Origin of the sequence: Streptomyces sp. NPDC088147 (assembly GCF_044741565.1) — a bacterium.
GTDB lineage: Bacteria > Actinomycetota > Actinomycetes > Streptomycetales > Streptomycetaceae > Streptomyces.
Genome location: NZ_JBIUSY010000001.1, coordinates 1,244,636 through 1,266,543, shown reverse-complemented (window position 1 = coordinate 1,266,543; position 21,908 = coordinate 1,244,636). Strand labels below are relative to the sequence as shown.

Annotated in this window: 17 protein-coding genes; 7 read left to right on the top strand and 10 right to left on the bottom strand. The window is 71.0% G+C overall.

Annotation, left to right across the window (positions count from 1 at the left end; translation table 11 throughout):
- Window positions 1-43: 43 nt before the first annotated feature.
- Window positions 44-1,348, bottom strand: a complete 1,305-nt coding sequence (locus ACIOGX_RS04645; protein ID WP_356510857.1) for an extracellular solute-binding protein — start codon at window positions 1,346-1,348, stop codon at window positions 44-46.
- A gap of 265 nt (window positions 1,349-1,613) precedes the next feature.
- Here ACIOGX_RS04645 and ACIOGX_RS04640 point away from each other — a divergent pair, with 265 nt between their 5' ends.
- On the top strand, window positions 1,614-3,869 hold the full coding sequence (locus ACIOGX_RS04640; RefSeq protein ID WP_383965057.1) for a glycosyl hydrolase: 2,256 nt from the start codon (window positions 1,614-1,616) through the stop codon (window positions 3,867-3,869).
- Between the two features lie 51 nt (window positions 3,870-3,920).
- On the opposite strand, the gene ACIOGX_RS04635 is transcribed toward ACIOGX_RS04640, so the two are convergent.
- Together ACIOGX_RS04635 and ACIOGX_RS04630 are read right to left on the bottom strand one after the other, a co-directional pair.
- Entirely contained in the window at window positions 3,921-4,961 is a 1,041-nt protein-coding gene (locus tag ACIOGX_RS04635) for a LacI family DNA-binding transcriptional regulator (RefSeq protein ID WP_401910256.1), read from the bottom strand.
- Between the two features lie 191 nt (window positions 4,962-5,152).
- Window positions 5,153-6,643, bottom strand: coding sequence for a M1 family metallopeptidase (locus tag ACIOGX_RS04630; RefSeq protein ID WP_356510851.1), 1,491 nt, complete (start codon window positions 6,641-6,643; stop codon window positions 5,153-5,155).
- 188 nt (window positions 6,644-6,831) lie between these two features.
- On the opposite strand from ACIOGX_RS04630, the gene ACIOGX_RS04625 reads away from it, so the two are divergent.
- Entirely contained in the window at window positions 6,832-8,913 is a 2,082-nt protein-coding gene (locus ACIOGX_RS04625) for a Xaa-Pro dipeptidyl-peptidase (protein WP_401910252.1), read from the top strand.
- Window positions 8,913-10,262 (top strand): M14 family metallocarboxypeptidase, encoded by a 1,350-nt coding sequence (locus ACIOGX_RS04620; protein WP_401910249.1) that lies wholly within the window; start codon window positions 8,913-8,915, stop codon window positions 10,260-10,262. Before ACIOGX_RS04625 ends, ACIOGX_RS04620 begins: the two co-directional genes overlap by 1 nt.
- Window positions 10,263-10,271: 9 nt before the next feature.
- Here ACIOGX_RS04620 and ACIOGX_RS04615 read toward each other — a convergent pair whose 3' ends face one another.
- The gene (locus tag ACIOGX_RS04615) at window positions 10,272-11,240 is read right to left on the bottom strand and encodes an FAD-dependent oxidoreductase (RefSeq protein WP_356510845.1); all 969 of its coding nucleotides are present in this window, start codon (window positions 11,238-11,240) and stop codon (window positions 10,272-10,274) included.
- A gap of 120 nt (window positions 11,241-11,360) precedes the next feature.
- Between ACIOGX_RS04615 and ACIOGX_RS04610 the strand changes: the two genes are divergently transcribed.
- Entirely contained in the window at window positions 11,361-12,998 is a 1,638-nt protein-coding gene (locus tag ACIOGX_RS04610) for an ABC-F family ATP-binding cassette domain-containing protein (protein WP_401910246.1), read from the top strand.
- Window positions 12,999-13,100: 102 nt separating this feature from the next.
- Here the strand turns inward: ACIOGX_RS04610 and ACIOGX_RS04605 are convergent, their stop codons facing one another.
- The 3 genes from ACIOGX_RS04605 to ACIOGX_RS04595 all read right to left on the bottom strand — a co-directional run bounded on the left by ACIOGX_RS04605 (window position 13,101) and on the right by ACIOGX_RS04595 (window position 16,861).
- Window positions 13,101-15,482: a Tex family protein gene (locus ACIOGX_RS04605; protein ID WP_401910243.1), complete on the bottom strand. Its 2,382-nt coding sequence runs from the start codon at window positions 15,480-15,482 to the stop codon at window positions 13,101-13,103.
- A 199-nt stretch (window positions 15,483-15,681) separates the two neighbouring features.
- Entirely contained in the window at window positions 15,682-15,795 is a 114-nt protein-coding gene (locus ACIOGX_RS04600; protein WP_275670243.1) for an LPFR motif small protein, read from the bottom strand.
- 202 nt (window positions 15,796-15,997) lie between these two features.
- On the bottom strand, window positions 15,998-16,861 hold the full coding sequence (locus ACIOGX_RS04595; RefSeq protein WP_356510839.1) for an SCO6745 family protein: 864 nt from the start codon (window positions 16,859-16,861) through the stop codon (window positions 15,998-16,000).
- 164 nt (window positions 16,862-17,025) lie between these two features.
- Here ACIOGX_RS04595 and ACIOGX_RS04590 point away from each other — a divergent pair, with 164 nt between their 5' ends.
- Together ACIOGX_RS04590 and ACIOGX_RS04585 are read left to right on the top strand one after the other, a co-directional pair.
- Entirely contained in the window at window positions 17,026-18,009 is a 984-nt protein-coding gene (locus ACIOGX_RS04590) for a GlxA family transcriptional regulator (protein WP_401910239.1), read from the top strand.
- Between the two features lie 58 nt (window positions 18,010-18,067).
- The gene (locus ACIOGX_RS04585; RefSeq protein ID WP_356510835.1) at window positions 18,068-18,703 is read left to right on the top strand and encodes a DJ-1/PfpI family protein; all 636 of its coding nucleotides are present in this window, start codon (window positions 18,068-18,070) and stop codon (window positions 18,701-18,703) included.
- On the opposite strand, the gene ACIOGX_RS04580 is transcribed toward ACIOGX_RS04585, so the two are convergent.
- Window positions 18,690-19,469, bottom strand: a complete 780-nt coding sequence (locus tag ACIOGX_RS04580) for an enoyl-CoA hydratase/isomerase family protein (RefSeq protein ID WP_401910236.1) — start codon at window positions 19,467-19,469, stop codon at window positions 18,690-18,692. The two genes, ACIOGX_RS04585 and ACIOGX_RS04580, sit on opposite strands and share 14 nt — an antisense overlap.
- 219 nt (window positions 19,470-19,688) lie before the next feature.
- Between ACIOGX_RS04580 and ACIOGX_RS04575 the strand changes: the two genes are divergently transcribed.
- Window positions 19,689-20,195, top strand: coding sequence for an ATP-binding protein (locus ACIOGX_RS04575; protein WP_356510832.1), 507 nt, complete (start codon window positions 19,689-19,691; stop codon window positions 20,193-20,195).
- Here the strand turns inward: ACIOGX_RS04575 and idi are convergent.
- Complete coding sequence (gene idi / locus ACIOGX_RS04570; protein ID WP_356510830.1) at window positions 20,170-20,763, bottom strand: isopentenyl-diphosphate Delta-isomerase; 594 nt, start codon at window positions 20,761-20,763, stop codon at window positions 20,170-20,172. The genes ACIOGX_RS04575 and idi overlap by 26 nt on opposite strands.
- A 117-nt stretch (window positions 20,764-20,880) precedes the next feature.
- A complete protein-coding gene (locus ACIOGX_RS04565) occupies window positions 20,881-21,819 on the bottom strand; it encodes a cation diffusion facilitator family transporter (RefSeq protein ID WP_356510828.1) in 939 nt (312 codons plus the stop codon).
- Window positions 21,820-21,908 lie beyond the last annotated feature (89 nt).

Below are 21,908 nucleotides of genomic sequence, written 5' to 3'. Positions count from 1 at the left end.
CGTCAGCCGACGACGATGCCGATGTCAGCCGACGTTGTCGACGTCAGCCGATGACGTTGTCGACGCCCTTCTTCGCGGTGGACCACGCCTTGTCGGACGAGGTGCCCTTGCGCTCCACCTCGCTCAGCGCGTTGGTGATCTGCTGGTTGACATTGGCGTCATGGACCCCGAGGACCTGCACGGGGGAGGACTTGGCCGCGTCACCGAAGATCTGCCCGATCGGCGCGTCCGAGAAGTACGGGTCCTTGGCGCCCGAGACCTTGTCGATGGCGCCCGTGGCGGACGGGAAGAGCCCCTGCTTCTGGAAGAGCTTGGCCTGCTGTTCGGGTGCGGTCAGCCACTCGATCAGCTCGTACGCCTCCTTCTTGTGCTTGGCGGCGCGCGGGACGGAGAGATACGAGCCGCCCCAGTTGCCCGCGCCGCCGGGCAGCTTGGCGATGTCCCACTTGCCCGAACCGGTCTCCCCCGCCTGGCCCTTGATGTAGCTGAGCATCCAGGCGGGGCACGGAATGGTGGCGAACGAGCCGGCCGCGAACGCCTGGTTCCACTGCGGCGACCACTGGTCGAGCTTGGCGCTCAGCCCGGACTCCGCGGCCTCCACCGAGGTGTCCCAGGCGGTCTTCACGGCCGGGTTGTTCTCGTAGATCAGCTTTCCGGAGGCGTCGTAGTACCGCTCCTCCTCCTGGCCGATCATGATCGAGAAGAGGCTGCCGATGCTGTCGATCCAGGCGCCCTTCGCGGGCGACTTCTTCTTGTACTCCTCGCCGAGTGCGAGATAGCCGTCCCAGGTGGACCACTTCCGGCTCAGCTCGTCACGGTCCGTCGGCAGCCCCGCCTGCTTGAACAGATCCGTGCGGTAGCACATCGCCTCGGGCCCGACGTCCGTGCCGAGCCCCAGGATCCGGCCGTCCTCCGTCGTGGCGGCGGACCACTTGGCTTCGGCGAACTGGTCCTTCAGCTTGTCCGCGCCGTACTGCTTCAAGTCTTCGAATTTGTCGGACTGCTGCTGGGTGACCGAGGCGATCCGCCCCACCTCGACGCCCTGGACATCGCCGAGCCCGCCCCCGCCGGCCAGCCGGGTCTGGAGCGACTTCCAGTAGTCGGCCTCGTCCTCGGTGTCGCTCTGCTTGATCGTGATGTCCGGGTGGAGTTTCTGGTACTCCGCGTAGAGTCCCGCCTCCTTGTAGCCGAACGATCCGAAGAGGTCGACCGTCAGCGTGACCTTGCCACCCGCGCTGTCGGAGGTTCCCCCCGAGGAACCGGATCCGCACGCGGCGAGGAGTGCCCCGGAGAGCACGACCGCACCGAGACGGACTGCGGCCCTCCTGGCGGCTCGGGCGTTGGGCATGGGAAGCCTCCCTTGGCTTCGGAATACAACGGAGTACCCGCGAGAGGCAGTTGAGAGCGCTCTCAAGAGATGGCTGGAGCGTGCCCCGGCCCGCCACCCTTCGTCAAGACTCGAACACATAACGGCTGCCGGTCAGTTCAAGGCTCGCCGTGAACTGCCTTCCGTGCCAGACGTATTGACACTTCTGTTTCAGGAGTTTTACGTTTCGTGCCATCTGAGAGCGCTCTCGGACGCCCTTGCCCCCCATGTCTTCGAGGTGCCGTCCATGTCCGTCTCCCGTGCCAGACCCGCCTCGGCGCTGATTCTGGCCACCGCCCTGGCCGCCGTCGGCCTGGGCCCCGCCGCGTCCCCGGCGATGGCCGCCAACGTGCCTGTCGGCTCCGGCAGTTACTCGGACAGCAGGCCCGCCGGCACATCCGGCCCCACCACCAACACCGGCACTCCCGTCACCCCGAAGGTGACCGAGGCCGCGCGCGACCGGCCGCTGCCCACCAACGACTGGTGGTCCTCGCTGGCCTTCCAGCGGTACGGCGACAACCCGTACTCCACCCCCATGTACGGCCACCCCCTCACCTATCAGGCGACGGCGGGCGGTCTGGAGGTCGGCTATCCGACCACCCCGGCGATCGTCGGCGACGGCCGCCAGTACGAATACGCCCACAAGGCCGATCTCACCCTCGGCCTGACCGGGCTCAACTCGCCCGACACCAAGGCGGACGCCTGGTCGGACTGGACCGTGACACCGTACTGGTCCGACGGCGCCCGCACCCTGCGGACGACCATCGGCCACGGTCTGCCCTTCGTCTATGCCAAGGGCTCGGGCGGTGACGCGCGGATCACCACCGCCGCCGCGCCCGCCGTCTTCGCCGACGACGGCAATGTCCTCGGCATCACCGTCGCGGGCCACCACTACGCCCTGTTCGCCCCGTCCGGCAGCGACTGGGCCGTCTCCGGATCCACCGTGACGGCCGGGCTCGGCGGCGCCGACTACTTCTCGCTCGCGGTCCTGCCGTCCACCGACGCGCTCGCCACGTACAAGAAGTACGCGTACAGCTTCGTCACCGGCTCGAAGGTGAGCTGGAGCACCGAGGGCGGCACGGTCAAGGCGACCTACAGCCTCACCACCGAGCCGCAGGAGGGCACCGAGACCGGCACCCTCCAGGCCCTCTACCGGCACCAGTGGCTGAACACCACCGACGCGCTGACCCCGTACACCTATGTCTCACCGCGCGGCACGATGAAGGTCCGCGAGTCCGCCTCCTTCACCACCTCCCAGGCGTCCTCCGGGGTGCTGCCCGCCCTGCCGAAGTCGAGCGGTGTCGACCAGGCGCGGCTCAAGGGCTATCTGGACGAGGTGGCGGGCGCGGGCGATCCGTTCTCGGGCGCGACCGACACGTACTGGACCGGGAAGGCACTGGGCAAACTCGCCCAACTCGTGCCCATGGCCGACCAGATCGGTGAGAGCGCGACCCGCGACAAGCTCCTCGGACTGCTCAAGAGCCGGCTGGAGGAGTGGTTCACGGCGGGCGGCGCGAGTGAGTTCTCGTACGACAAGGACTGGAAGACGCTGATCGGCTACCCGGCGTCCTACGGCAGCGACACGGAACTCAACGACCACCACTTCCACTACAGCTACTACGTGTACGCGGCGGCGATCGTCGCCCAGTACGACCAGGGCTGGGCCGCCGACTCCGCCTGGGGCGGCATGGTGAAGACGCTGGTCCGTGACGCCGCCAACCCCAGCCGCACCGACACCGCCTTCCCCTTCCTGCGCGGCTTCGACGTGTACGCGGGCCACAGCTGGGCCTCCGGGCACCAGGGGTTCGCCGCGGGCAACAACCAGGAGTCGTCGTCGGAGTCCACCAACCTCAGCGCCGCGCTCGTGCTGTGGGGCTCCGCGACCGGCAACGCCGAACTGCGCGATCTGGGAAGCTACTTGCTGGCCACCGAGTCCGAGGCGATCGCCCAGTACTGGTTCGACGCCGACGAGGAGGTCTTCCCGTCCTCCTTCGGCCATGACACGGCCGGCATGGTGTGGGGCAGCGGCGCCGCGTACTCCACCTGGTGGACCGCCAACCCCGAGGAGATCCACGGCATCAACGTCCTCCCCGTGACCGGCGGTTCACTGCATCTGGGCCGGGAGAAGGCCGCGATCCAGCGCAATCTCGCCGAGCTGGAACGGGAGAACGGCGGCCCGGCCGTCGAATGGCGCGACATCCTCTGGGAGTTCGAGGCCCTCGCCGATCCGGCGGGCGCCAAGGCCAAGTGGGACGCGGGCAACGCGGGATACACCCCCGAGGCAGGTGAGTCCAGGGCACACACCTACCACTGGATCGGCACGCTCGACGCGCTCGGCGCCCCCGACGCGACGGTGACCGGGTCCGTCCCGACCTCGGCCGTCTTCAGCAAGGGCGGCGTACGCACCTACGCGGCGCACAACTTCGAGTCGGCGGCGCGGACCGTCACCTTCTCGGACGGTACGACGCTCGACGTACCGGCCCGCTCGACAGCGACGAAGTAGTCGCCGGACCGCCCGAGATCTCGCGGGCGGACGCGGGACGGCGGGCCCGGCCTAGGCCGAGGCCCGCCGTACCAGCGTGGTCGGGGTGATCACCGACGCCGGGGCCTCCTCGCCCTCGCGCTCGCGGTCGAGCCCGCGCAGCAGCAGCCGCGCCATCAGCCGGCCCTGCCCCTCGATGTCCTGCTGGACGGTGGTCAGCGGCGGGTCGGTGACCCCGGCGACCGAGTCCATGTCGTCGAACCCCACCAGCGCCACCGCGTCCGGCACCGCGATCCCGCGCTCCTTCAGCACCCGCAGCGCGCCCGAGGCCATCAGATCGTTGGCGGCGAACACCGCGTCCAGATCGGGACACCGCTCCAGGAGCGTGGTCATCGCCCGCGCCCCGCTCTCCTCGGTGAACGCACCCTCGGCGATCAGCGAGGGATCCTCGTCCAGCAGCACATCGCGGTAGCCGTCGAGCCGGTCGGTGGCCGAGGTCTGATCGCGCGGCCCCGCGATATGCGCGATCCGCCGCCGCCCGAGGTCCCGCAGATACCGGACGGCCTCCCGGGCCCCGCCGCGGTTGTCGGCGTCCACATACGGCACGGCCCGGTGGTCCGGTGCCTTCGTCCAGCCCGGCCGGCCGCCGTAGACCGTCGGCATTCCGGCCCGCCGGGTGATCTCCGGGATCGGATCGTCGGTGTGCAGCGAGAACGCGAGCGCGCCGTCGACATGGCCGCCCGCCAGATAGCGGGCGATCCGGTCGTAGTCACCGGGGCCTTCGAGCAGCAGCAGCACCAACTGGTAGTCGTGCACGGTCAGTTCCTTGCTGATACCGCGGATCTGCTGGGAGAAGAACGGGTCGGAGAAGATCCGGATCTCCGGCTCGGCGATGATCACGGCGACGGCGCCGGTACGCCGGGTGACCAGCGTGCGGGCCGCGTGGTTCGGTACGTAGCCCAGCTCCTCGACCGCCCGCCGCACCTTCTCGACGAGCGGCTGTCGCACCCCCGCCCCGCCGTTGACGACCCGGGAGGCCGTGGCCCGGGAGACACCGGCGAGCGCCGCGACGGCTTCCAGAGTGGGGCGGGCCCCAGGCAACGGCTCGGTCAAAACGGGCGCTCCTCGACGTACAACGGACAGGACAACCTCCAGCCTAGCCGCTCCGGGAGAATTCCTGAGAGCGCTTCCATGCCGCCCCAGCAGGCAAAGCAGCGTGCCGTGCCACCAGGGAAGGGCGGCACGGCACGGCGGTGGGGCAGGTCGGCGGCGGGCAGGTAGGCGGCGAGGCCGGAAGGCAGCCGTCAGCGCTCGTGGATCGAGTTCGTGGCGGCGATCCGCTGCCAGGACGCGGGCCGGTCCCGCGCCGCGTCGGACCGTACGAGCCCAGCTTCGGCGGCGGCCCCGTCGGCGGGCTTCGACGGCTGGAAGAGCCAGGTGTCGAAGAGTCCGGCGAGCGGTGTGTCCGAGATCCGCTCCGCGTAGGCCACGAAGTCGTTCACCGAGGCGTTCCCATAGGCGTGCTCGGCCGGCCAGCCCTTCAGGACCGCGAAGAAGTCCTCGTCCCCGATCCTGTTCCGCAGCGCCTGGAGAGCCAGCGCGCCACGGTCGTAGACCGCGCCGTGGAACTGGTTGTCCGGGCCCGGGTCGCCCGGCTTCACCGTCCAGAACGCGTCGTCGGCCGGGTACCGCGCGTACAGATAGTCGGCCAGTTCCTGCGCGGTGCCCTCGCCCTCCTTCTCCGACCACAGCCACTGGCTGTAGCGGGCGAAGCCCTCGTTGATCCAGATGTCCTTCCAGCCGCGCACCGAGACGCTGTCGCCGTACCACTGGTGCGCCAGCTCATGGACGACCACCGAGACGTTCGCGCCGTTCGCGAACTGCTTCGGGCTGTAGAAGGGCCGCGTCTGCGTCTCCAGCGCGAAGCCGCTGGTCACATTGGGCACGTAACCGCCGAGCGCGTTGAACGGGTAGGGACCGAAGACACCGGTCAGCCACTCCGCCACCTCGCCGGTCCGCTCGACGCTCGCCCGCGCCGCCCCCGCGTTGTCCCCGAGGTCCTCGCTGTACGCGTTGAGGATCGGCAGCCCGTCCGCGGTCCTGTCGGTGGTGATGTCGAACCTGCCGACCGCCAGCGTTGTGAGATACGTGGCCTGCGGCTTGTTGGAACGCCAGTTGTAGCGGGTCCAGCCGAGCTTCGAACTCCGCGACTGGAGGACGCCGTTGCTGATCGCCTGGGTGCCGTCGGGAACCGAGACCGAGATGTCGTAGGTCGCCTTGTCGAGCGGATGGTCATTGGACGGGTACCACCACACCGCCGACTCCGGCTCCTGGGCCGCGACCCCGCCGTCCGGGGTGCGCTGCCAGGCCGTATAACCGTCGATCTTCAGCTCGGACGGCTTTCCGGCGTACCGCACCACCACCGAGGCCGGCTGACCCTTCGTCAGCGGGGCGACCGGGGTGATCTCCAGCTCCTGGCCGCCGGTGGCGGCGAACGCCGCCTTCCGCCCGTTCACCCTGACCTCCTCGACCGTCAGCCCGAAGTCGAGATGGAAACGGGAGAGGTCCTGCCGGGCCGTGGCGAGGAGGGTCGCCGTGCCCTGGAGCAGATCGGTGGCGGGCTGGTAGGTGAGCCTGAGGTCGTAGTGCGACACGTCGTATCCGCCGTTGCCACTGGCCGGGTAATAGGGGTCGCCGATACCCGGTGCGCCCGGGGAGAAGTCCGCGGCGGATGCCGGGATCGCCAGCAGAAGCGAAGCCGCGAGGACGCCCGGAACGATGAATCTGCGGTGCACGGGTGCTCCAAATCCTGGGGATCAAAGATCTCCTGACCTTATTGAGTACATCGCCGGATGGTCATGTTCATGGCCCGTTATGTCACACGATTGCCATGCGGCGGACATCCCGTACGGGCCCCGCCCACCTCTCGTTTCCCACGACTGCCCTCTTTTGCGCGCGAGTTGACGGGGGTACCTTCCGCCCCATGGAGATCCGTGCGCGGGGCGCCCGCTGGTCATGCAGAACGCTGGTCGCGGCAGCCTCCGCGGCGCTGCTGGGGGTGTTGCTCACCCCGACGGGAGCGCAGGGCGCACCATCGGCGCAGGGAGCACGAGCGGTTCAGGAAGCAGGAGCGGTTCAGGAGGCAGGAGCGGTTCAGGAGGCACAGAGCGCACGGACGACGGCGACGGACGGGCCACCCCCGCGCCGGAGCGAGCCCGTCTACTCCTACGAGAACGCCATCCGGGAATCCGTCTGGGTGGACACCGGGATCGACGGCGACGCGAACGGCGGCACCGACCGGGTCGCCGTCGATGTCGTACGGCCCCGCGAGGCCGCGCGGTCGGGCCGGAAGATCCCCGTGATCATGGACGCCTCCCCGTACTACTCCTGCTGCGGACGCGGCAACGAGAGCCAGAAGAAGACCTACGACGCGAACGGCGACCCCGCCGGCTTCCCGCTGCACTACGACAACTACTTCGTGCCGCGCGGCTACGCCTTCGTCGCCGTCGACCTGACCGGCACCAACCGCTCCGACGGCTGCGCCGACGTCGGCGGACGCTCCGACGTCCTGTCGGCCAAGGCCGTCGTCGACTGGCTGAACGGCCGCGCCCGCGCGTACGGCAGCCGTACCGGCACCGACCCCGTACGGGCCTCCTGGACCACCGGCGCCACCGGCATGATCGGCAAGAGCTACGACGGCACCATCGCCAACGGCGTCGCCGCCACCGGCGTCAAGGGGCTCAGGACCATCGTCCCGATCGCCGCGATCAGCTCCTGGTACGACTACTACTTCGCCCAGGGCGCCCCCCTCTACGACTCGGGGCCCGAATGGCTCTCCGATTACGTGGAGAGCCCCGAGGCCCGCGACCGCTGCCAGGCCGTTCAGCAGCGGCTGATCGACGAAGCGCCGCGCACCGGCGACTGGACCCGGCTGTGGAGCGAGCGCGACTACGTACGGAACGCCGGCAACGTCAGGGCCAGCGTCTTCGCCGTCCACGGCATGCAGGACCTCAACGTCCGCACCAAGCACCTCGGCCAGTGGTGGGACGCGCTCGCCGAAGCGGGCGTGGAGCGCAAGATCTGGCTCTCCCAGACCGGCCATGTCGACCCGTTCGACTTCCGCCGCACCGAATGGGTCGCCACCCTGCACCGCTGGTTCGACCACTATCTGCTCGGTTACGACAACGGCGTCGACCGCGAGCCCATGGCCGACATCGAGCGCGCCCCCGACCGCTGGACCACCGACAGGGTGTGGCCGCCGCGCGCCACCGCCGCCACCACCGTGCGCCCCGCCGCGGGCGAGGTCCCCGGCGTGGGCACACTCGGCCGTACCCCCGCCCGGCCCGGTACGACCGAGACCTTCACGGACGATCCGCGCCTCGGCGAGTCCGACTGGGCCGCGGACATCGACCGGTCCACCTCCGCCAAGTCCGGCTTCGTCACCCGGCCGCTCAGCCGCGATCTACGGCTCTCCGGCTCCTCCACGGTGACCGTCACCGCCACCCCGTCCACCACGAGCGCCCATCTCTCCGCGGTCCTCGTCGACCTCGGTCCCGACACCATCCGTGACTACGGGCACACGGGCGAGGGCATCAACACCCTCACCGAACGCACCTGCTGGGGCCCGAGCACCACTGCCGACAGCTCCTGCTACCGGGAGACCGAGGCCAGGACGGCGGACGTCGACCACACCGTCTTCAGCCGCGGCTGGGCCGATCTCGGCACCTACGCCTCGGCCGGCCACGGCCGCCCGCTCACCCCCGGCAAGCCGTACACCCTCAGCCTCCAACTCGCCGCGAGCGACCATGTCGTACCCGCCGGCCACCGGCTCGCCCTGATCATCGGCGGAACGGACCAGGGCCTGATCGACCCGCCGTCCACCACCCCGACCCTCACCCTCGATCTCGCCCGCACGTCCGCGAAGCTGCCGCTCGTCGGCGGCGCCGAGGCCTTCACCCGCGCCACGACCGGCACCGTCCCGCCGCACAGCGCACCCCGAGAGTCCCGCCCGAACGGCGTGGCCGAGCCGCGCCGGACACCTCCGATCCCGGGAGACCGCACCTGATGACGCCCCGTAAGACACCCCGCCCGCGCACCCTCGTCCTGGCGGTGACCGCCGCGGCCCTCGTACTGCCGATCGCGGCGCTCCCCGCCCAGGCCACCCCCGGCCAGGCCACGTCCGGTCAGTTCGCCTCCGGTCAGGACACCTCCGGTCACGGTGCCGACACCCCGCCGCGTACGGAATTCGAGACCGGCGACGGCGCGAACTGGACCAGCCAGGCGCAGGAGCAGCGGTTCCTGTCGGACGTCGACCGCGGCAGCGACCGCGCCGCTCTGACGACCATCGGCACCACCAAGCAGGGCCGGCCGCTCCAGCTCGTCGAGCTGGGAGCCCGGCGCGCGCCCGCCACCGTGCTGCTGGTCTGCAGCCAGCACGGCGACGAACCGTCGGGCCGTGAGGCGTGTCTGACCACGGTCCGCGACCTCGCCTACGCCAAGGACCGCGCCACCCAGCGCTTCCTGGCCCGGACGAGCGTGCTCGTCCTCCCGACCGCCAACCCGGACGGCCGGGCCGCCGACACCCGCGGCAACTCCGACGGCGTCGACATCAACCGCGACCACATCGCGCTGAAGACGGCCGAGGGACGCGCGATGGCCGCCGTCATCCGGGACCGAAAGCCGGACATCATCTACGACCTGCACGAGTACGGCGCCACCCCGCCGTACTACGACGAGGATCTGTTCGACCTCTGGCCGCGCAACCTCAACACCGACACGCGGGTGCACGACGAGGCGCAGGCACTCTCGGAGCGGTACGTACGGCCCGCCGCGCGCGCGGCCGGCCACTCCATCGGCACCTACGGCATCTGGACCGACCCGGTGACCGGCGACCCCATCAGGCAGACCGCCGGCGACGGCCAGGAACGCATCCTGCGCAACGCCTCCGGCGTCAAGCACGCGATCGGCCTGCTGATCGAAAGCCGCGTCGATCCCCTCACCGACGCCGAGAAGGCCGACGAGGCGCTCAACAACCGGCGCCGCGTGACCAGCCAACTCGACTCGCTGAAGGGCCTGTTCACCTTCACCGACGAGCGAAGGGCACGGATCGTGACCGCCACGGCCACCGCCCGGCTGGCCGGACTGAAGGACCGCGGTCCGGTCTATCTCGGCGGCGCCGACAACGAACCCGCGGCCCCCGAGGAGATCCTCCAGGACCCGCCGTGCGGCTACCGTCTCGACGCGGCCCAGTACGCGGACGTCAAGGACGAACTCGCCCTGCACGGCGTGGTGTCCGTACCGCTCGGCAAGGGCGCGTTCGTACCGCTCCGCCAGTCGCAGCGGAATCTGGTGCCGCTGCTCCTCGACGAGCGGGCGGAGTACCACCTGACGGCCGCGACGCCCGCCGCCTGCTGACCGCCCGCGCTACGCGGCGGCCACCGCCAGTCCGGCGGCGGCCGCCGCGCAGCCCCAGGCCACGGTGACACCCGCGCCGCCGTGCCCGTAGTTGTGCACCACGCGCCCGCCCCCGGGCAGCCGCACGGCCTCCAGCCGCACCCGGGGACGGGCGGGCCGCAGCCCCACCCGGTGCTCCAGCACCCGCGCCCCGGCCAGTTCGGGCCGGATCCGGGCGCAGCGCGCCACGATCGCCTCGGCCTCGGCCGGGTCGGGGCTCAGATCCCAGGAATGATCGCTCGCCGTGCCGCCGAGCAGGACGCCGTACGGCTGAGGCATCAGATACGTCATCGCGGACGAGCCGGGGCCGGCCGCCACGAACCACTCGTCGATCCCCGGGTTCTCCACGATCACCACCTGACCGCGCACCGGATACAACGACGCGTCCCCCGCCAGCTCCCGGGCGCCGAGTCCGGTGCAGTCGATCACGGCGGACGTCTCGGCCGCCGGCTCGGCGAGGTCCGTGACCGACCGCCGCTCGACGGTGCCGCCCGCCCTGCGCAGCCGCTCCTTCAGGTAGCGCAGATACACCGGCATGTCGATCAGCGGGACCGCGGCCCGCAGCCCCTGGCCGAAGCCGCCGGGCAGCTCGTCCGTACGGGCCTCGCGCAGCTCGGGCACCCGGGAGGCCCAACTGCCCAGTCCCGCCAGCGGGGTGTCCGCCATCAGCCCCGCGACGATACGCACCCCGGTCCTGTCCGGGGTCCGCGCCAGCTGTACGTAGTGGCGCAGCGACTCCTCCAGCCAGGCGCCGACCTGGCGCGCGGGCTCGATGCGATAGGGCCAGACCAGCGCTCCCGCCACCGCCGAGGTGGTCCGCGCCACCGGATCGCGGGTCCACAGCCCGACACGGTGGCCGCTCTCCGCGAGGACCACCGCCGTCGTCAGGCCTATGACTCCGCCGCCCACCACGATCACATCAGTGTCACTGCCGCTCATGCCCGGACCGTACCGGAATCCGCCCCGTCAGGGTGTCCGCGAGTCCCGGCCGATCCGCGACCGGGTCCGCGACGCACGCGCGACGGCGCTTCGCGGACAGGGCCTAGAATCACCGGTCTGATGACTGCCACGCTCGTAGCCAAAGACCTCGCCGCGGGACACGGCGACCGCGCACTCTTCTCCGGGCTCGATCTGGTCGTCGCGCCCGGCGATGTGATCGGACTCGTGGGTGCCAACGGCGCCGGGAAGTCCACCCTCCTCCGGCTGCTCGCCGGGATGGACACGCCCGAGGAAGGGCAGCTGAGGCTGTCCCCGCCCACCGCCGCCGTCGGCCACCTCCCCCAGGAGCCCGAGCGGCGTCCGGGGGAGACCGTACGGGCCTTCCTGGGCCGCCGCACCGGCGTCACCGCGGCGCAGACCGCCCTGGACGAGGCGACACAGGCGCTGGTCGACGGCGCTCCCGGCGCCGATGACGCCTACGCGGTCGGCCTGGAGCGCTGGCTCGCCCTCGGCGGCGCCGACCTCGACGAACGGGCCGAGGAGGTCGCCGCCTCACTCGGTCTGACCGTCGGCCTCGACCAGCCCATGACCAGCCTCTCCGGCGGCCAGGCCGCCCGCGCGGGCCTGGCGTCGCTGCTGCTCTCGCGGTACGACGTCTTCCTGCTCGACGAGCCGACCAACGACCTCGATCTCGACGGCCTCGACCGTCTTGAGGGCTTCGTCTCGGGTCTGCGCGCCGGCACGGTCGTCGTCAGCCATGACCGCGAGTTCCTGGTACGGACGGTGACCAAGGTGCTCGAACTCGACCTCGCCCAGCAGAAGATCACGCTCTTCGGCGGTGGCTACGAGGCGTATCTGGAGGAGCGCGAGACCGCACGGCGCCATGCCCGTGAGGAGTTCGAGGAGTACGCGGACAAGAAATCCGCCCTGGAGGCGCGGGCCCACACCCAGCGCTCCTGGATGGAGAAGGGCGTCAGGAACGCCCGGCGCAAGGCGACTGACAACGACAAGATCGGCCGGAAGTTCCGTACCGAATCCAGCGAGCAGCAGGCGGCCAAGGCGCGCCAGACGCAGCGGCTGATCGAACGCCTCGATGTGGTCGAGGAGCCCCGCAAGGAGTGGGAACTGCGGATGGAGATCGCCGCCGCGGACCGGTCGGGGGCCGTGGTGGCGACGCTCCGCGAGGCCGAAGTGGCACGCGGCGACTTCCGCTTCGGACCGGTCACGCTCCAGATCGACCGGGCCGACCGGGTCGCGATCACCGGAGCCAACGGCAGCGGCAAGTCCACGCTGCTGGCCGCCCTGCTGGGCCGCCTTCCGCTGGACGCGGGCCACGCCACCCTCGGCTCGGGCGTCGTCGTCGGCGAGGTGGACCAGGCACGCGCCCTCTTCCATGGCCCCGAGACCCTGCTGGACGCCTTCCGCGCGGCGGTCCCCGACACCGAACCGGCCGACATCCGTACGCTGCTCGCGAAGTTCGGCCTCAAGTCCGGCCATCTCCTGCGCCCCGCGACCACGCTCTCGCCGGGCGAGCGCACCCGCTCCGCGCTCGCGCTCCTCCAGGGCCGGGGCGTCAATCTCCTGGTCCTGGACGAGCCGACCAACCACCTCGACCTGCCGGCCATCGAACAGCTGGAGTCGGCGCTCGACTCCTATGACGGGACGCTGCTGCTGGTGACCCATGACCGCAGAATGCTGAACGCGGTCCGTACGACCCGCCGTCTCGATGTGGCGGACGGCAAGGTCACCGAGATCTGAGGGCGGTGCGGGGGACCTGAGGGCGGAGGCGGGGGCTCCCGTCCGTCTCGGAGCCCCGCACCCTCCCTCGGAGATCCCCCGCGCCGCCGCGTCCGGAGCGCCTCAGCGTCGCTTGCCGCGGCCGTTCGGATCCGTCAGACCCGCCCGTCGCAGGGCGTCCGCCATCGCGCTGTTCGCCGGTGGCGGGGCCGTCGCCTGACGTCCTCCACCGCCCCCACCGCCACCGCGGCCACCGCGCCCGCCTTGCCGCTGCTGCGGGGGCCGCCCGCCGCCGCCCCCGGACCGCTCCCGGTCCTGCTTGGCCGGCTGCGCCTCGTCGTCCAGCCGCAGCGTCAGGGAGATCCGCTTACGGGGGATGTCGACGTCCATCACCTTCACCTTGACCACATCACCCGGCTTCACCACCTCCCGCGGGTCCTTCACGAAGTTCCTGGACATGGCGGAGACATGGACCAGACCGTCCTGGTGCACCCCGATGTCGACGAACGCGCCGAACGCGGCCACGTTCGTCACGACCCCCTCCAGCACCATCCCGGACGCCAGGTCGCCGAGCTTCTCGACGCCGTCCTTGAACGTGGCCGTCTTGAACGCCGGCCTCGGGTCCCGCCCCGGCTTCTCCAGCTCGCGCAGGATGTCGGTGACGGTCGGCAGACCGAAGGACTCGTTGACGAAATCGTCGGGCCGCAGCGTGCGCAGCACCGACGCGTTCCCGATCAGCGAAGCGACCTCACTGCCCGTCGTCTTCACCATCGACCGCACCACCGGATACGCCTCGGGGTGCACGCTCGACGCGTCCAGCGGGTCGTCGCCGCCGCGGATACGGAGGAAGCCCGCGCACTGCTCGTACGCCTTCGGACCGAGCCGCGCCACATCCTTGAGCGCGCGCCGCGAACGGAACGGCCCGTTGGCGTCGCGGTGGGCCACGATGTTCTCGGCGAGTCCCGTCCCGATGCCCGACACGCGCGAGAGCAGCGGCGCGGAAGCGGTGTTCACATCGACGCCGACGCCGTTCACACAGTCCTCGACGACCGCGTCCAGCGAGCGGGACAGCTTCACCTCGGACAGATCGTGCTGGTACTGGCCGACACCGATCGACTTGGGATCGATCTTCACCAGCTCGGCCAGCGGGTCCTGGAGCCGGCGCGCGATGGAGACCGCGCCACGGATCGACACATCCAGATCGGGCAGCTCCTGCGAGGCGAACGCGGAGGCGGAGTACACCGAGGCGCCCGCCTCCGAGACCATCACCTTCGTGAGCTTCAGCTCGGGGTGCTTGGCGATGAGATCACCGGCGAGCTTGTCGGTCTCCCGGGACGCCGTGCCATTGCCGATGGCGACCAGGTCGACGGAGTGCTCCTTCGCCAGCCGGGCCAGCTTCGCGAGCGACTCGTCCCACTTGTTCGCGGGCACATGGGGGTAGATCGTGTCGATGGCGACGACCTTGCCGGTCGCGTCGACCACGGCCACCTTCACGCCCGTACGGAACCCGGGGTCGAGCCCGAGCGTGGCGCGGGTGCCGGCCGGGGCCGCCAGCAGCAGATCGCGGAGGTTGGCGGCGAACACCCGTACCGCCTCGTCCTCGGCGGCGGTCCGCAGCCGGAGCCTGAGGTCGATCCCGAGATGCACCAGGATGCGGGTACGCCACGCCCAGCGCACCGTGTCGGTGAGCCACTTGTCGGCGGGACGGCCGCGGTCGGCCACGTCGAAGCGGCGCGCGACCATGTTCTCGTACATGCTCGGGCCCGGCTGCTCCGACGGTTCCTCGGGCTCCAGGACGAGATCGAGGACATCCTCCTTCTCGCCCCGGAGCATCGCGAGCACGCGGTGCGAGGGCAGCTGGGAGAAGCCCTCGGCGAAGTCGAAGTAGTCGGCGAACTTGGCGCCGGCCTCCTCCTTGCCGTCCCGTACCTTCGCCACGAGCCGGCCCCGGGTCCACATCCGTTCACGCAGCTCACCGATGAGATCGGCGTCCTCGGAGAATCGCTCCGCGAGGATGGAGCGGGCGCCGTCCAGCGCCGCCGCCGGGTCGGCGACCCCCTTGTCCGCGTCCACGAACGCGGTGGCCGCGGCGAGCGGTTCCACCGAGGGATCGCTCAACAGCCCCTCGGCGAGCGGCTCCAGACCGGCCTCCCGGGCGATCTGCGCCTTGGTGCGCCGCTTGGGCTTGAACGGCAGGTAGATGTCCTCCAGCCGCGCTTTGGTGTCGGCGGCCCGGATCCGCGCCTCCAGCGCGTCGTCGAGCTTGCCCTGCTCGCGTACGGACTCCAGGATCGCCCCCCGCCGCTCTTCCAGTTCGCGCAGATAGCGCAGCCGCTCCTCGAGCGTGCGCAGCTGCGCGTCGTCGAGCATCTCGGTCGCTTCCTTGCGATAGCGCGCGATGAACGGCACGGTCGACCCGCCGTCGAGCAGCTCGACGGCCGCCTTCACCTGCCGCTCCCGTACGCCGAGTTCCCCGGCGATCCTGCCTTCGATGGACGTCGTCACGATCACGCTCCGCTGTTCAGTGGTCCGCCGTCTGCATTGTGGCAGGTGGCACCGACATCAGCGGGCACGACCGGCGGTGACGAGCCGGTACAGGGGGCCGTACGGAAGCTCACGCCTCGCCGTACGGCAGCCCACGGCCCGGTCCCGAAAAGGAGAGGGACCGGGCCGTGGAACCGATCGGGCCCGTGGCGGGAGACCCTTATCCGTGCGCGGCGCCGCCGAAGAGACGGGCGAGCGCGCGGAAGGGAAGCGTCACCACGGAAGCGATCGTGGAGCCGATGGCTCGGAGGACATCGGCGATGGCACGGAACATGGGGGCCTCCTTCAGGTGGCTGTCGAGTCGGCGGCCGTGTCGGGCGCTTCGCGCATACGGCGTACGGGCCTCTGCCTGCGTACGGGGCACGCGCCACGAGCACCCTCGAACGGGGTGAACCACGGCCTACCACCTGTCTAAGCGAGTGTCCGTTCGGGGCACGGGTAAACACCGGCCGCCGGTTTCCGTCGCGGCGCGGCCCTCAGCGCTTTCCGATGAGATCCGCGGGGAACGCGCCGGCCGCCTGCGCCGCACCCGCGAGAGCCCCGCCCAGCTCGGTGAGGCGGGCCACGCCCGCCGCACCCAGATGTTCGTACGGTGCCCGGTCCAGCCGGTCGGTCTCGTCCTCCAGGGCCTTGCGCAGTTCCGTGCCCGACGCGGTCAGCTCGCCTTCCGCGTCCAGCAGGCCCCGCCCGCGCAGCCGCTCCCCGGCCGCGTCCCACTCCTCCTGGCTCCAGCCCCGGCTGGCCATGACCCACTGGGGTGACATGCCCCGGCCGCTGGCGGTATGGCTGGCGAGCGCCTCCAGCGGGTCGAGCCCGGCGCGCAGCAGAGCGGCCAGATGACCGTCACCGCGGTACTCCCGCAGCAGGGTGGCCGCGTGCCAGTACGCCAGATGCGGCGCGTCGGGCACCGGCAGGTCGGCGTTGGCGGCGTACAGCGGACGCGCGGGGCGCGTGCAGGCCTCGGTGGCCCGCAGCGCCAGCTCCGCCGCCTCGGCCAGTTCCTTCGAGGCCAGGGTCTCCTCTCCCAGCAGCCGGCGCAGCAGCGAGTCGACCGCCCGCAGCCGCGCGTCGAGCGCGTCCTCGGGCGAGACGGAGTCCCAGGCGTGCGGGATGTGCCGGGCGACGAGGTCGTGCCGGAAGTTGTAGAAGGCCGCGGTGACGGTCCCGGCGCCGACCCGCCCCAGGGGAGCGGCACGGGCCACGAAGTAGACGGCACGCGCGTCGTCCAGACCGGCGCGCGCGAACTCGCGGCCGAGGTCGGGGGAGAAGTAGAGGGTCGAGTGGAACGGATTGACGACGGCGTGACAGCGCCGCGCGGCACGCTCGGGCAGAGAGGTCATGCCCGTACGTTACCGACTGGTCGGTACGCCCGACAGAGGGGGACCGGACAGCCCGGCAGAGGGGGACCGGACAGAGGGGGACCGGACGGCGAGCGCCCGTGATGGCAGGAAGAGAGGGGCATTCGTCATTGCGGCCACCACTCACCGGGCCAAGGATGAGAACCATGACCGAGCGATCCGTACTCGTCGTCCTCTTCGACGAGGTGCAGAGCCTTGATGTGACCGGCCCCGTGGAGGTGTTCAACGGAGCCGGGCTCGCCACCGGCGACCGCGGCGCGTACCGGATCCGCACGGCCTCGCTGGACGGTGCGCCCGTACGGACCTCCAGCGGACTGACCCTCGTCCCCGACCTCGCGCTCTCCGACGCCCCCGACCCGCACACGCTCGTTGTGCCCGGCGGGAACGGCACCCGCGGTCCCGACCCGCTGCTGATCGCATGGCTGCGCGAGCACGCGCCCCGGGCCGGCCGGCTCGTCTCGATCTGCACCGGGGCCCTGCTGCTCGCCGCGGCGGGAGTGCTCGACGGTCGCCGCGCCACCACCCACTGGAGCGCGGCCCGTCTGCTCGCCACGCACTACCCCGCCGTCGAGGTCGACCCGGACCCGATCTTCGTACGGGACGGGAAGATCGCCACGTCCGCCGGTGTCACCTCGGGGATCGATCTCGCGCTCGCCCTCGTCGAGGAGGACCTCGGCCGCGAGGCGGCGCTCACGGTGGCCCGCCATCTCGTGGTCTTCCTGCGCCGCCCCGGCAATCAGGCGCAGTTCAGCGTCCAGCTCGCCGCTCAGACCGCCCAGCGTGATCCGCTGCGCGACGTGCAGAGCTGGATCAGCGACCATCCCGGCGGCGATCTCTCTGTCGAGACACTGGCGGCGCGGGCCAGCCTCTCGCCGCGTCACTTCGCGCGCGCCTTCCGCGCGGAGACCGGTATGACCCCGGGCCGCTACGTGGAGCGTGTCCGGGTCGAACACGCCAGAAGGCTGCTGGAGGACAGCGCCGACGGCATCGAGGAGATCTCCCGCGTATGCGGCTACGGCACACCCGAGGCCATGCGCCGCGCCTTCACCAGAGTCCTCGGCACGGCGCCGGCCGAGTACCGCCGCCGTTTCCGTCCGGGCCCGGTCCCCGCCCCCGCCGCCACCCACTGACCAGCTGCCCGGCCACCCGGAGAAGCAGCCTCTCAGCGACCCCAACGAAAGGCCCGTTATGAAGATCGCGATCGTCCTCTTCGAAGGCTTCACCGCGCTCGACGCCGTCGGTCCCTACCAGATGCTCAGCCACACCCCCGGCTACGAGACATGCTTCGTCGCCGAGAGGACCGGTCCCGTGGCCGACGACGCCGGCACCCTCGCGCTCGTCGCCGCGAAGACGCTCGCCGAGGTCCCCGCGCCGGACATCCTGGTGGTGCCCGGTGGGCCCGGCCAGGAGAGGCAGATGGAGAACGAGACGCTCCTCGGCTGGCTGCGCGCGGCCGACACCGCCACCACCTGGACCACCTCGGTCTGTACCGGCTCCCTGCTGCTCGCCGCCGCCGGGCTGCTGCGGGGACGCCGGGCCACGTCCCACTGGCTGGCCATGGAGGCGCTGCGTACGTACGGCGCCGAGCCCACCGGCGAACGTGTCGTCACCGACGGCAAGTACATGACGGCCGCCGGTGTCTCCGCGGGGATCGACATGGGCCTCACCCTCGCGGGACTGCTCGCGGGCGACCGGTTCGCCCAGTCCGTCCAGCTGCTGACGGAGTACGACCCGCAGCCGCCCTACGACGCGGGCTCGCCCGACAAGGCGCCCGCCGATCTGGTCGCGGAGATGCGGGACGGGAGCCGGTTCATCCTTCAGTGACGGGTTCGCCCGCGCCGACGGGTTCGTGAGACCAGCTGAAGCGCGGTTCGCGGCGCTCCAGGAAAGCGGCGACGCCCTCCGAGGTGTCGCCGCTGCCGTGCGCCTGCGCCGTCCAGTACGCCGCGCGGTCCGTGCGGCCCGAGGCGAACTCCTTGGCGGCCATCTGGGTCAGCCGCGAACGCGAGACCAGCACCCGCGCGAACTGCGCCACCCGCGTGCCCAACTCGCCCTCCGGCAGCACCTCGTCGACCAGTCCGGTCCGCAGCGCCCGGTCCGCCTCGATCAACTCGGCGGAAAACAGCAGGTATTTGGCCGTGGCGGGACCCACCAGCGAGATCAGCCGACGGGTGGACGACTCCGAGTAGACGATCCCGAGCCGCGCCGGAGTGATCCCGAACCGCGCGCCCTCCTCGGCGAACCGCAGATCGCAGGCCACGGCCAGCTGACAGCCGCCGCCCACGCAGGAGCCGCGTACGGCAGCGAGCGTCGGCTTGGGGAAGGCGGCCAGCGCTTCTTCCGCGGCCACCGCCGGCGCGCTCGGATCCCGGCCCGCCTCGCGCAGCGAGGAGATGTCGGCGCCCGCGCAGAAGCTCGTGCCCTCACCGGTCAGCACCAGCACCTGTACGGCGGGGTCGTCCGCCAGCATGCCGAGCAGCGGCGGCAGCTCACGCCACATCCGCGCGGTCATCGCGTTGCGCTTGGCCGGATGGTGGATCACCACGGTCGCGATGCCGTCGGCGACGGTGTGCAGCAGTTGGGGCTCCATGCGCCGGATGCTATCCCCGCTCTCCCGCGCCCCGGCAACCGCTCCCAGATCGCCAGCGGATGAGCAGAGGCGATCGTGTTCCTCGTCGTGTCGCTCGTATGCGGTCGCGACGCGCCAATTCCAGCTGACTTCTGTTCAGTACTCCGGTGCGGACGGTCCCGGTCCCAAGACTCGGTACCGATGGACGACGCCGTTCGAGGCAAGGGTGGGTGCCGCACGATGGAGAGCCGCGGAAGTGTTCCGGCCCGGCCGCTGTCGTACGAGGGGGTCTGGCGGTTCACCGCACCCGCCGTCGACATCTCCGTACCACAGGCCAGACACGCCGTACGTGACCTGCTGAGACGTCAGCGCGTACCGATCAGGGACGGGGTCGTCCAGGGGGTGCTGCTCATCGTCTCCGAGCTGGTCACCAACGCCGTACAGCACGCGGCCCTGCTCTCGCCGGAGATCGCCGTCGAGGTCGCCATCGGCGGGGCGTGGATCCGGGTGTCGGTCGAGGACAACCATCCGTACCGGCCCACGGCCCTGGAGACGGATCACGCCCGCACAGGCGGGCGCGGGCTGCTGCTCGTCCAGGAGACCTCGCGGGAGGCCGGCGGGAACTGCGGGGTGGAGCACACCGCCGGCGGCGGGAAGATCGTCTGGGCGGTGCTGCCCTTCCCGTCGCCGGCCGCGCCCGGGGAGCCGCCGCGGGGAAGTGTCACCAGCCCGCGGCGGGGCCGGTGAGCTCTCTGATGGCCGGACGCGCCGCGTCCAGGACGGTCATGAACCACGCGGAGAACACGGCCTCGCCATGCCGCTCCGTCAGCTGCGCCGGGGTGACGAACACCGTCTCGCCGACCTCCTCGGGGTCCGGCCGCGGCGCGGACTGCGCGAGCCCGACGAAGAGATGGTTGTACTCGTGCTCCACCAGCCCCGAAGCCGGGTCGGGGTGGTTGTAGCACACGGTCCCCGCCTCGGCGAGCAGCGAGGGCGAGATGCCCAGCTCCTCATGGGTGCGGCGGGCGGCGGCGGCGAACGGCGCCTCACCCGGGTACGGATGCCCGCAGCAGGTGTTCGACCAGACGCCGGGGGAGTGGTACTTGCCGAGCGCGCGGCGCTGGATCAGCAGCCTGCCCTGCTCGTCGAAGAGGAAGACCGAGAACGCCCGGTGCAGTGTGCCCGGCGCCTGATGGGCGGAGAGCTTCTCGGCGGTGCCGATGGTGTTGCCGTGCTCGTCGACCAGCTCCAGCATGATCGTTTCTTGTGCGTCGTTCGACGTGCTGTTCGCCGCAGTGACTGGTGTGGTCGGCATAACCATCCTTCGCATCGGGCCTCGGAGCCCAAGTCTGCCGCACAAGAGCTTTGTATCCACACTCCGGAAGTGTGGGCATGTCCGTTCGCCCGAGGGCGTCAGTGACAGGGCTTCGCGTCAGTGACAGAGCTTCGCCTCGTGCTCCGCGTGGCCGCGGGGCTCCAGCTGGAAGGTGCAGTGCTCGACGTCGAAGTGATGTCCCAGGCATCCCTGCAGGTCATGGAGCATCTTCTCGTGGCCCACCGCGTCCAGCGCGTCCTGGTCCACCACCACATGCGCGGAGAGCACCGGCATCCCGGAAGTGATCGTCCAGACATGGAGATCGTGTACGTCCGCCACCCCCGGCAAGGCGAGCATATGTGCGCGTACCTCATTCATGTCCACGTTCTTGGGCGCCGCTTCCAGCAGGACGTTCAGCGTCTCCCGCAGCAGCTTCACCGTACGCGGAACGATCATGAGCCCGATCAGCAGGCCCGCGATCGGGTCGGCCGTCTGCCAGCCCGTGGTCAGGATGACGACGGCCGAGACCAGCACCGCGAGCGAGCCCAGGGTGTCCGCGAGGACCTCCAGATACGCGCCGCGCACATTGAGGCTCTCCTTCTGCCCCCGCATCAGCAGCGAGAGGGAGACCATGTTGGCGGCCATGCCCACCAGGGCGAAGATGATCGTGAGGCCGCCCTTGGTCTCGGGCGGCACGATGAAGCGCTCGATCGCCTCGTACAGCAGGAAGCCGCCGACCCCGAGCAGCAGCAGACAGTTGGCCAGCGCGGCGAGGATCTCGGCCCGCGCGAAACCGAAGGTGCGGGTCTCGTCCGCGGGCCGGGCGGCGAAGTGGATGGCCAGCAGGGCCATCCCGAGACCCACCGCGTCCGTCGCCATGTGCGCCGCGTCCGCGAACAGGGCCAGGGAGTCGGAGGCGATACCACCGATGATCTCCACCACCATCACGGACACGGTGATCGCCAGAGCGATCCGCAGCCGGCCCCGGTACGCGGCGGTCGCGGTGCCCGCCGGCGGTCCTCCGTGCGTGTGCCCGTGGCTATGTCCTGCCCCCATGAAGACGCCTCCCAGTCGTCCGGCCAAACTCCCGACGAGGTCAGTGAACTACGGGTGGGGGGTATCCGGCAACACGGCACTGAACACCG

Bases quoted from the DNA above. Each gene is read 5' to 3' on its own strand.
- idi (WP_356510830.1), bottom strand. From the start codon at position 20,763: ATGCCGACCACACCAGTCACTGCGGCGAACAGCACGTCGAACGACGCA.
- ACIOGX_RS04575 (WP_356510832.1), top strand. From the start codon at position 19,689: ATGGAGAGCCGCGGAAGTGTTCCGGCCCGGCCGCTGTCGTACGAGGGG.
- ACIOGX_RS04610 (WP_401910246.1), top strand. From the start codon at position 11,361: ATGACTGCCACGCTCGTAGCCAAAGACCTCGCCGCGGGACACGGCGAC.
- ACIOGX_RS04600 (WP_275670243.1), bottom strand. From the start codon at position 15,795: ATGTTCCGTGCCATCGCCGATGTCCTCCGAGCCATCGGCTCCACGATC.
- ACIOGX_RS04590 (WP_401910239.1), top strand. From the start codon at position 17,026: ATGACCGAGCGATCCGTACTCGTCGTCCTCTTCGACGAGGTGCAGAGC.
- ACIOGX_RS04620 (WP_401910249.1), top strand. From the start codon at position 8,913: ATGACGCCCCGTAAGACACCCCGCCCGCGCACCCTCGTCCTGGCGGTG.
- ACIOGX_RS04625 (WP_401910252.1), top strand. From the start codon at position 6,832: ATGGAGATCCGTGCGCGGGGCGCCCGCTGGTCATGCAGAACGCTGGTC.
- ACIOGX_RS04595 (WP_356510839.1), bottom strand. From the start codon at position 16,861: ATGACCTCTCTGCCCGAGCGTGCCGCGCGGCGCTGTCACGCCGTCGTC.
- ACIOGX_RS04580 (WP_401910236.1), bottom strand. From the start codon at position 19,469: ATGGAGCCCCAACTGCTGCACACCGTCGCCGACGGCATCGCGACCGTG.
- ACIOGX_RS04615 (WP_356510845.1), bottom strand. From the start codon at position 11,240: ATGAGCGGCAGTGACACTGATGTGATCGTGGTGGGCGGCGGAGTCATA.
- ACIOGX_RS04585 (WP_356510835.1), top strand. From the start codon at position 18,068: ATGAAGATCGCGATCGTCCTCTTCGAAGGCTTCACCGCGCTCGACGCC.
- ACIOGX_RS04565 (WP_356510828.1), bottom strand. From the start codon at position 21,819: ATGGGGGCAGGACATAGCCACGGGCACACGCACGGAGGACCGCCGGCG.
- ACIOGX_RS04640 (WP_383965057.1), top strand. From the start codon at position 1,614: ATGTCCGTCTCCCGTGCCAGACCCGCCTCGGCGCTGATTCTGGCCACC.
- ACIOGX_RS04645 (WP_356510857.1), bottom strand. From the start codon at position 1,348: ATGCCCAACGCCCGAGCCGCCAGGAGGGCCGCAGTCCGTCTCGGTGCG.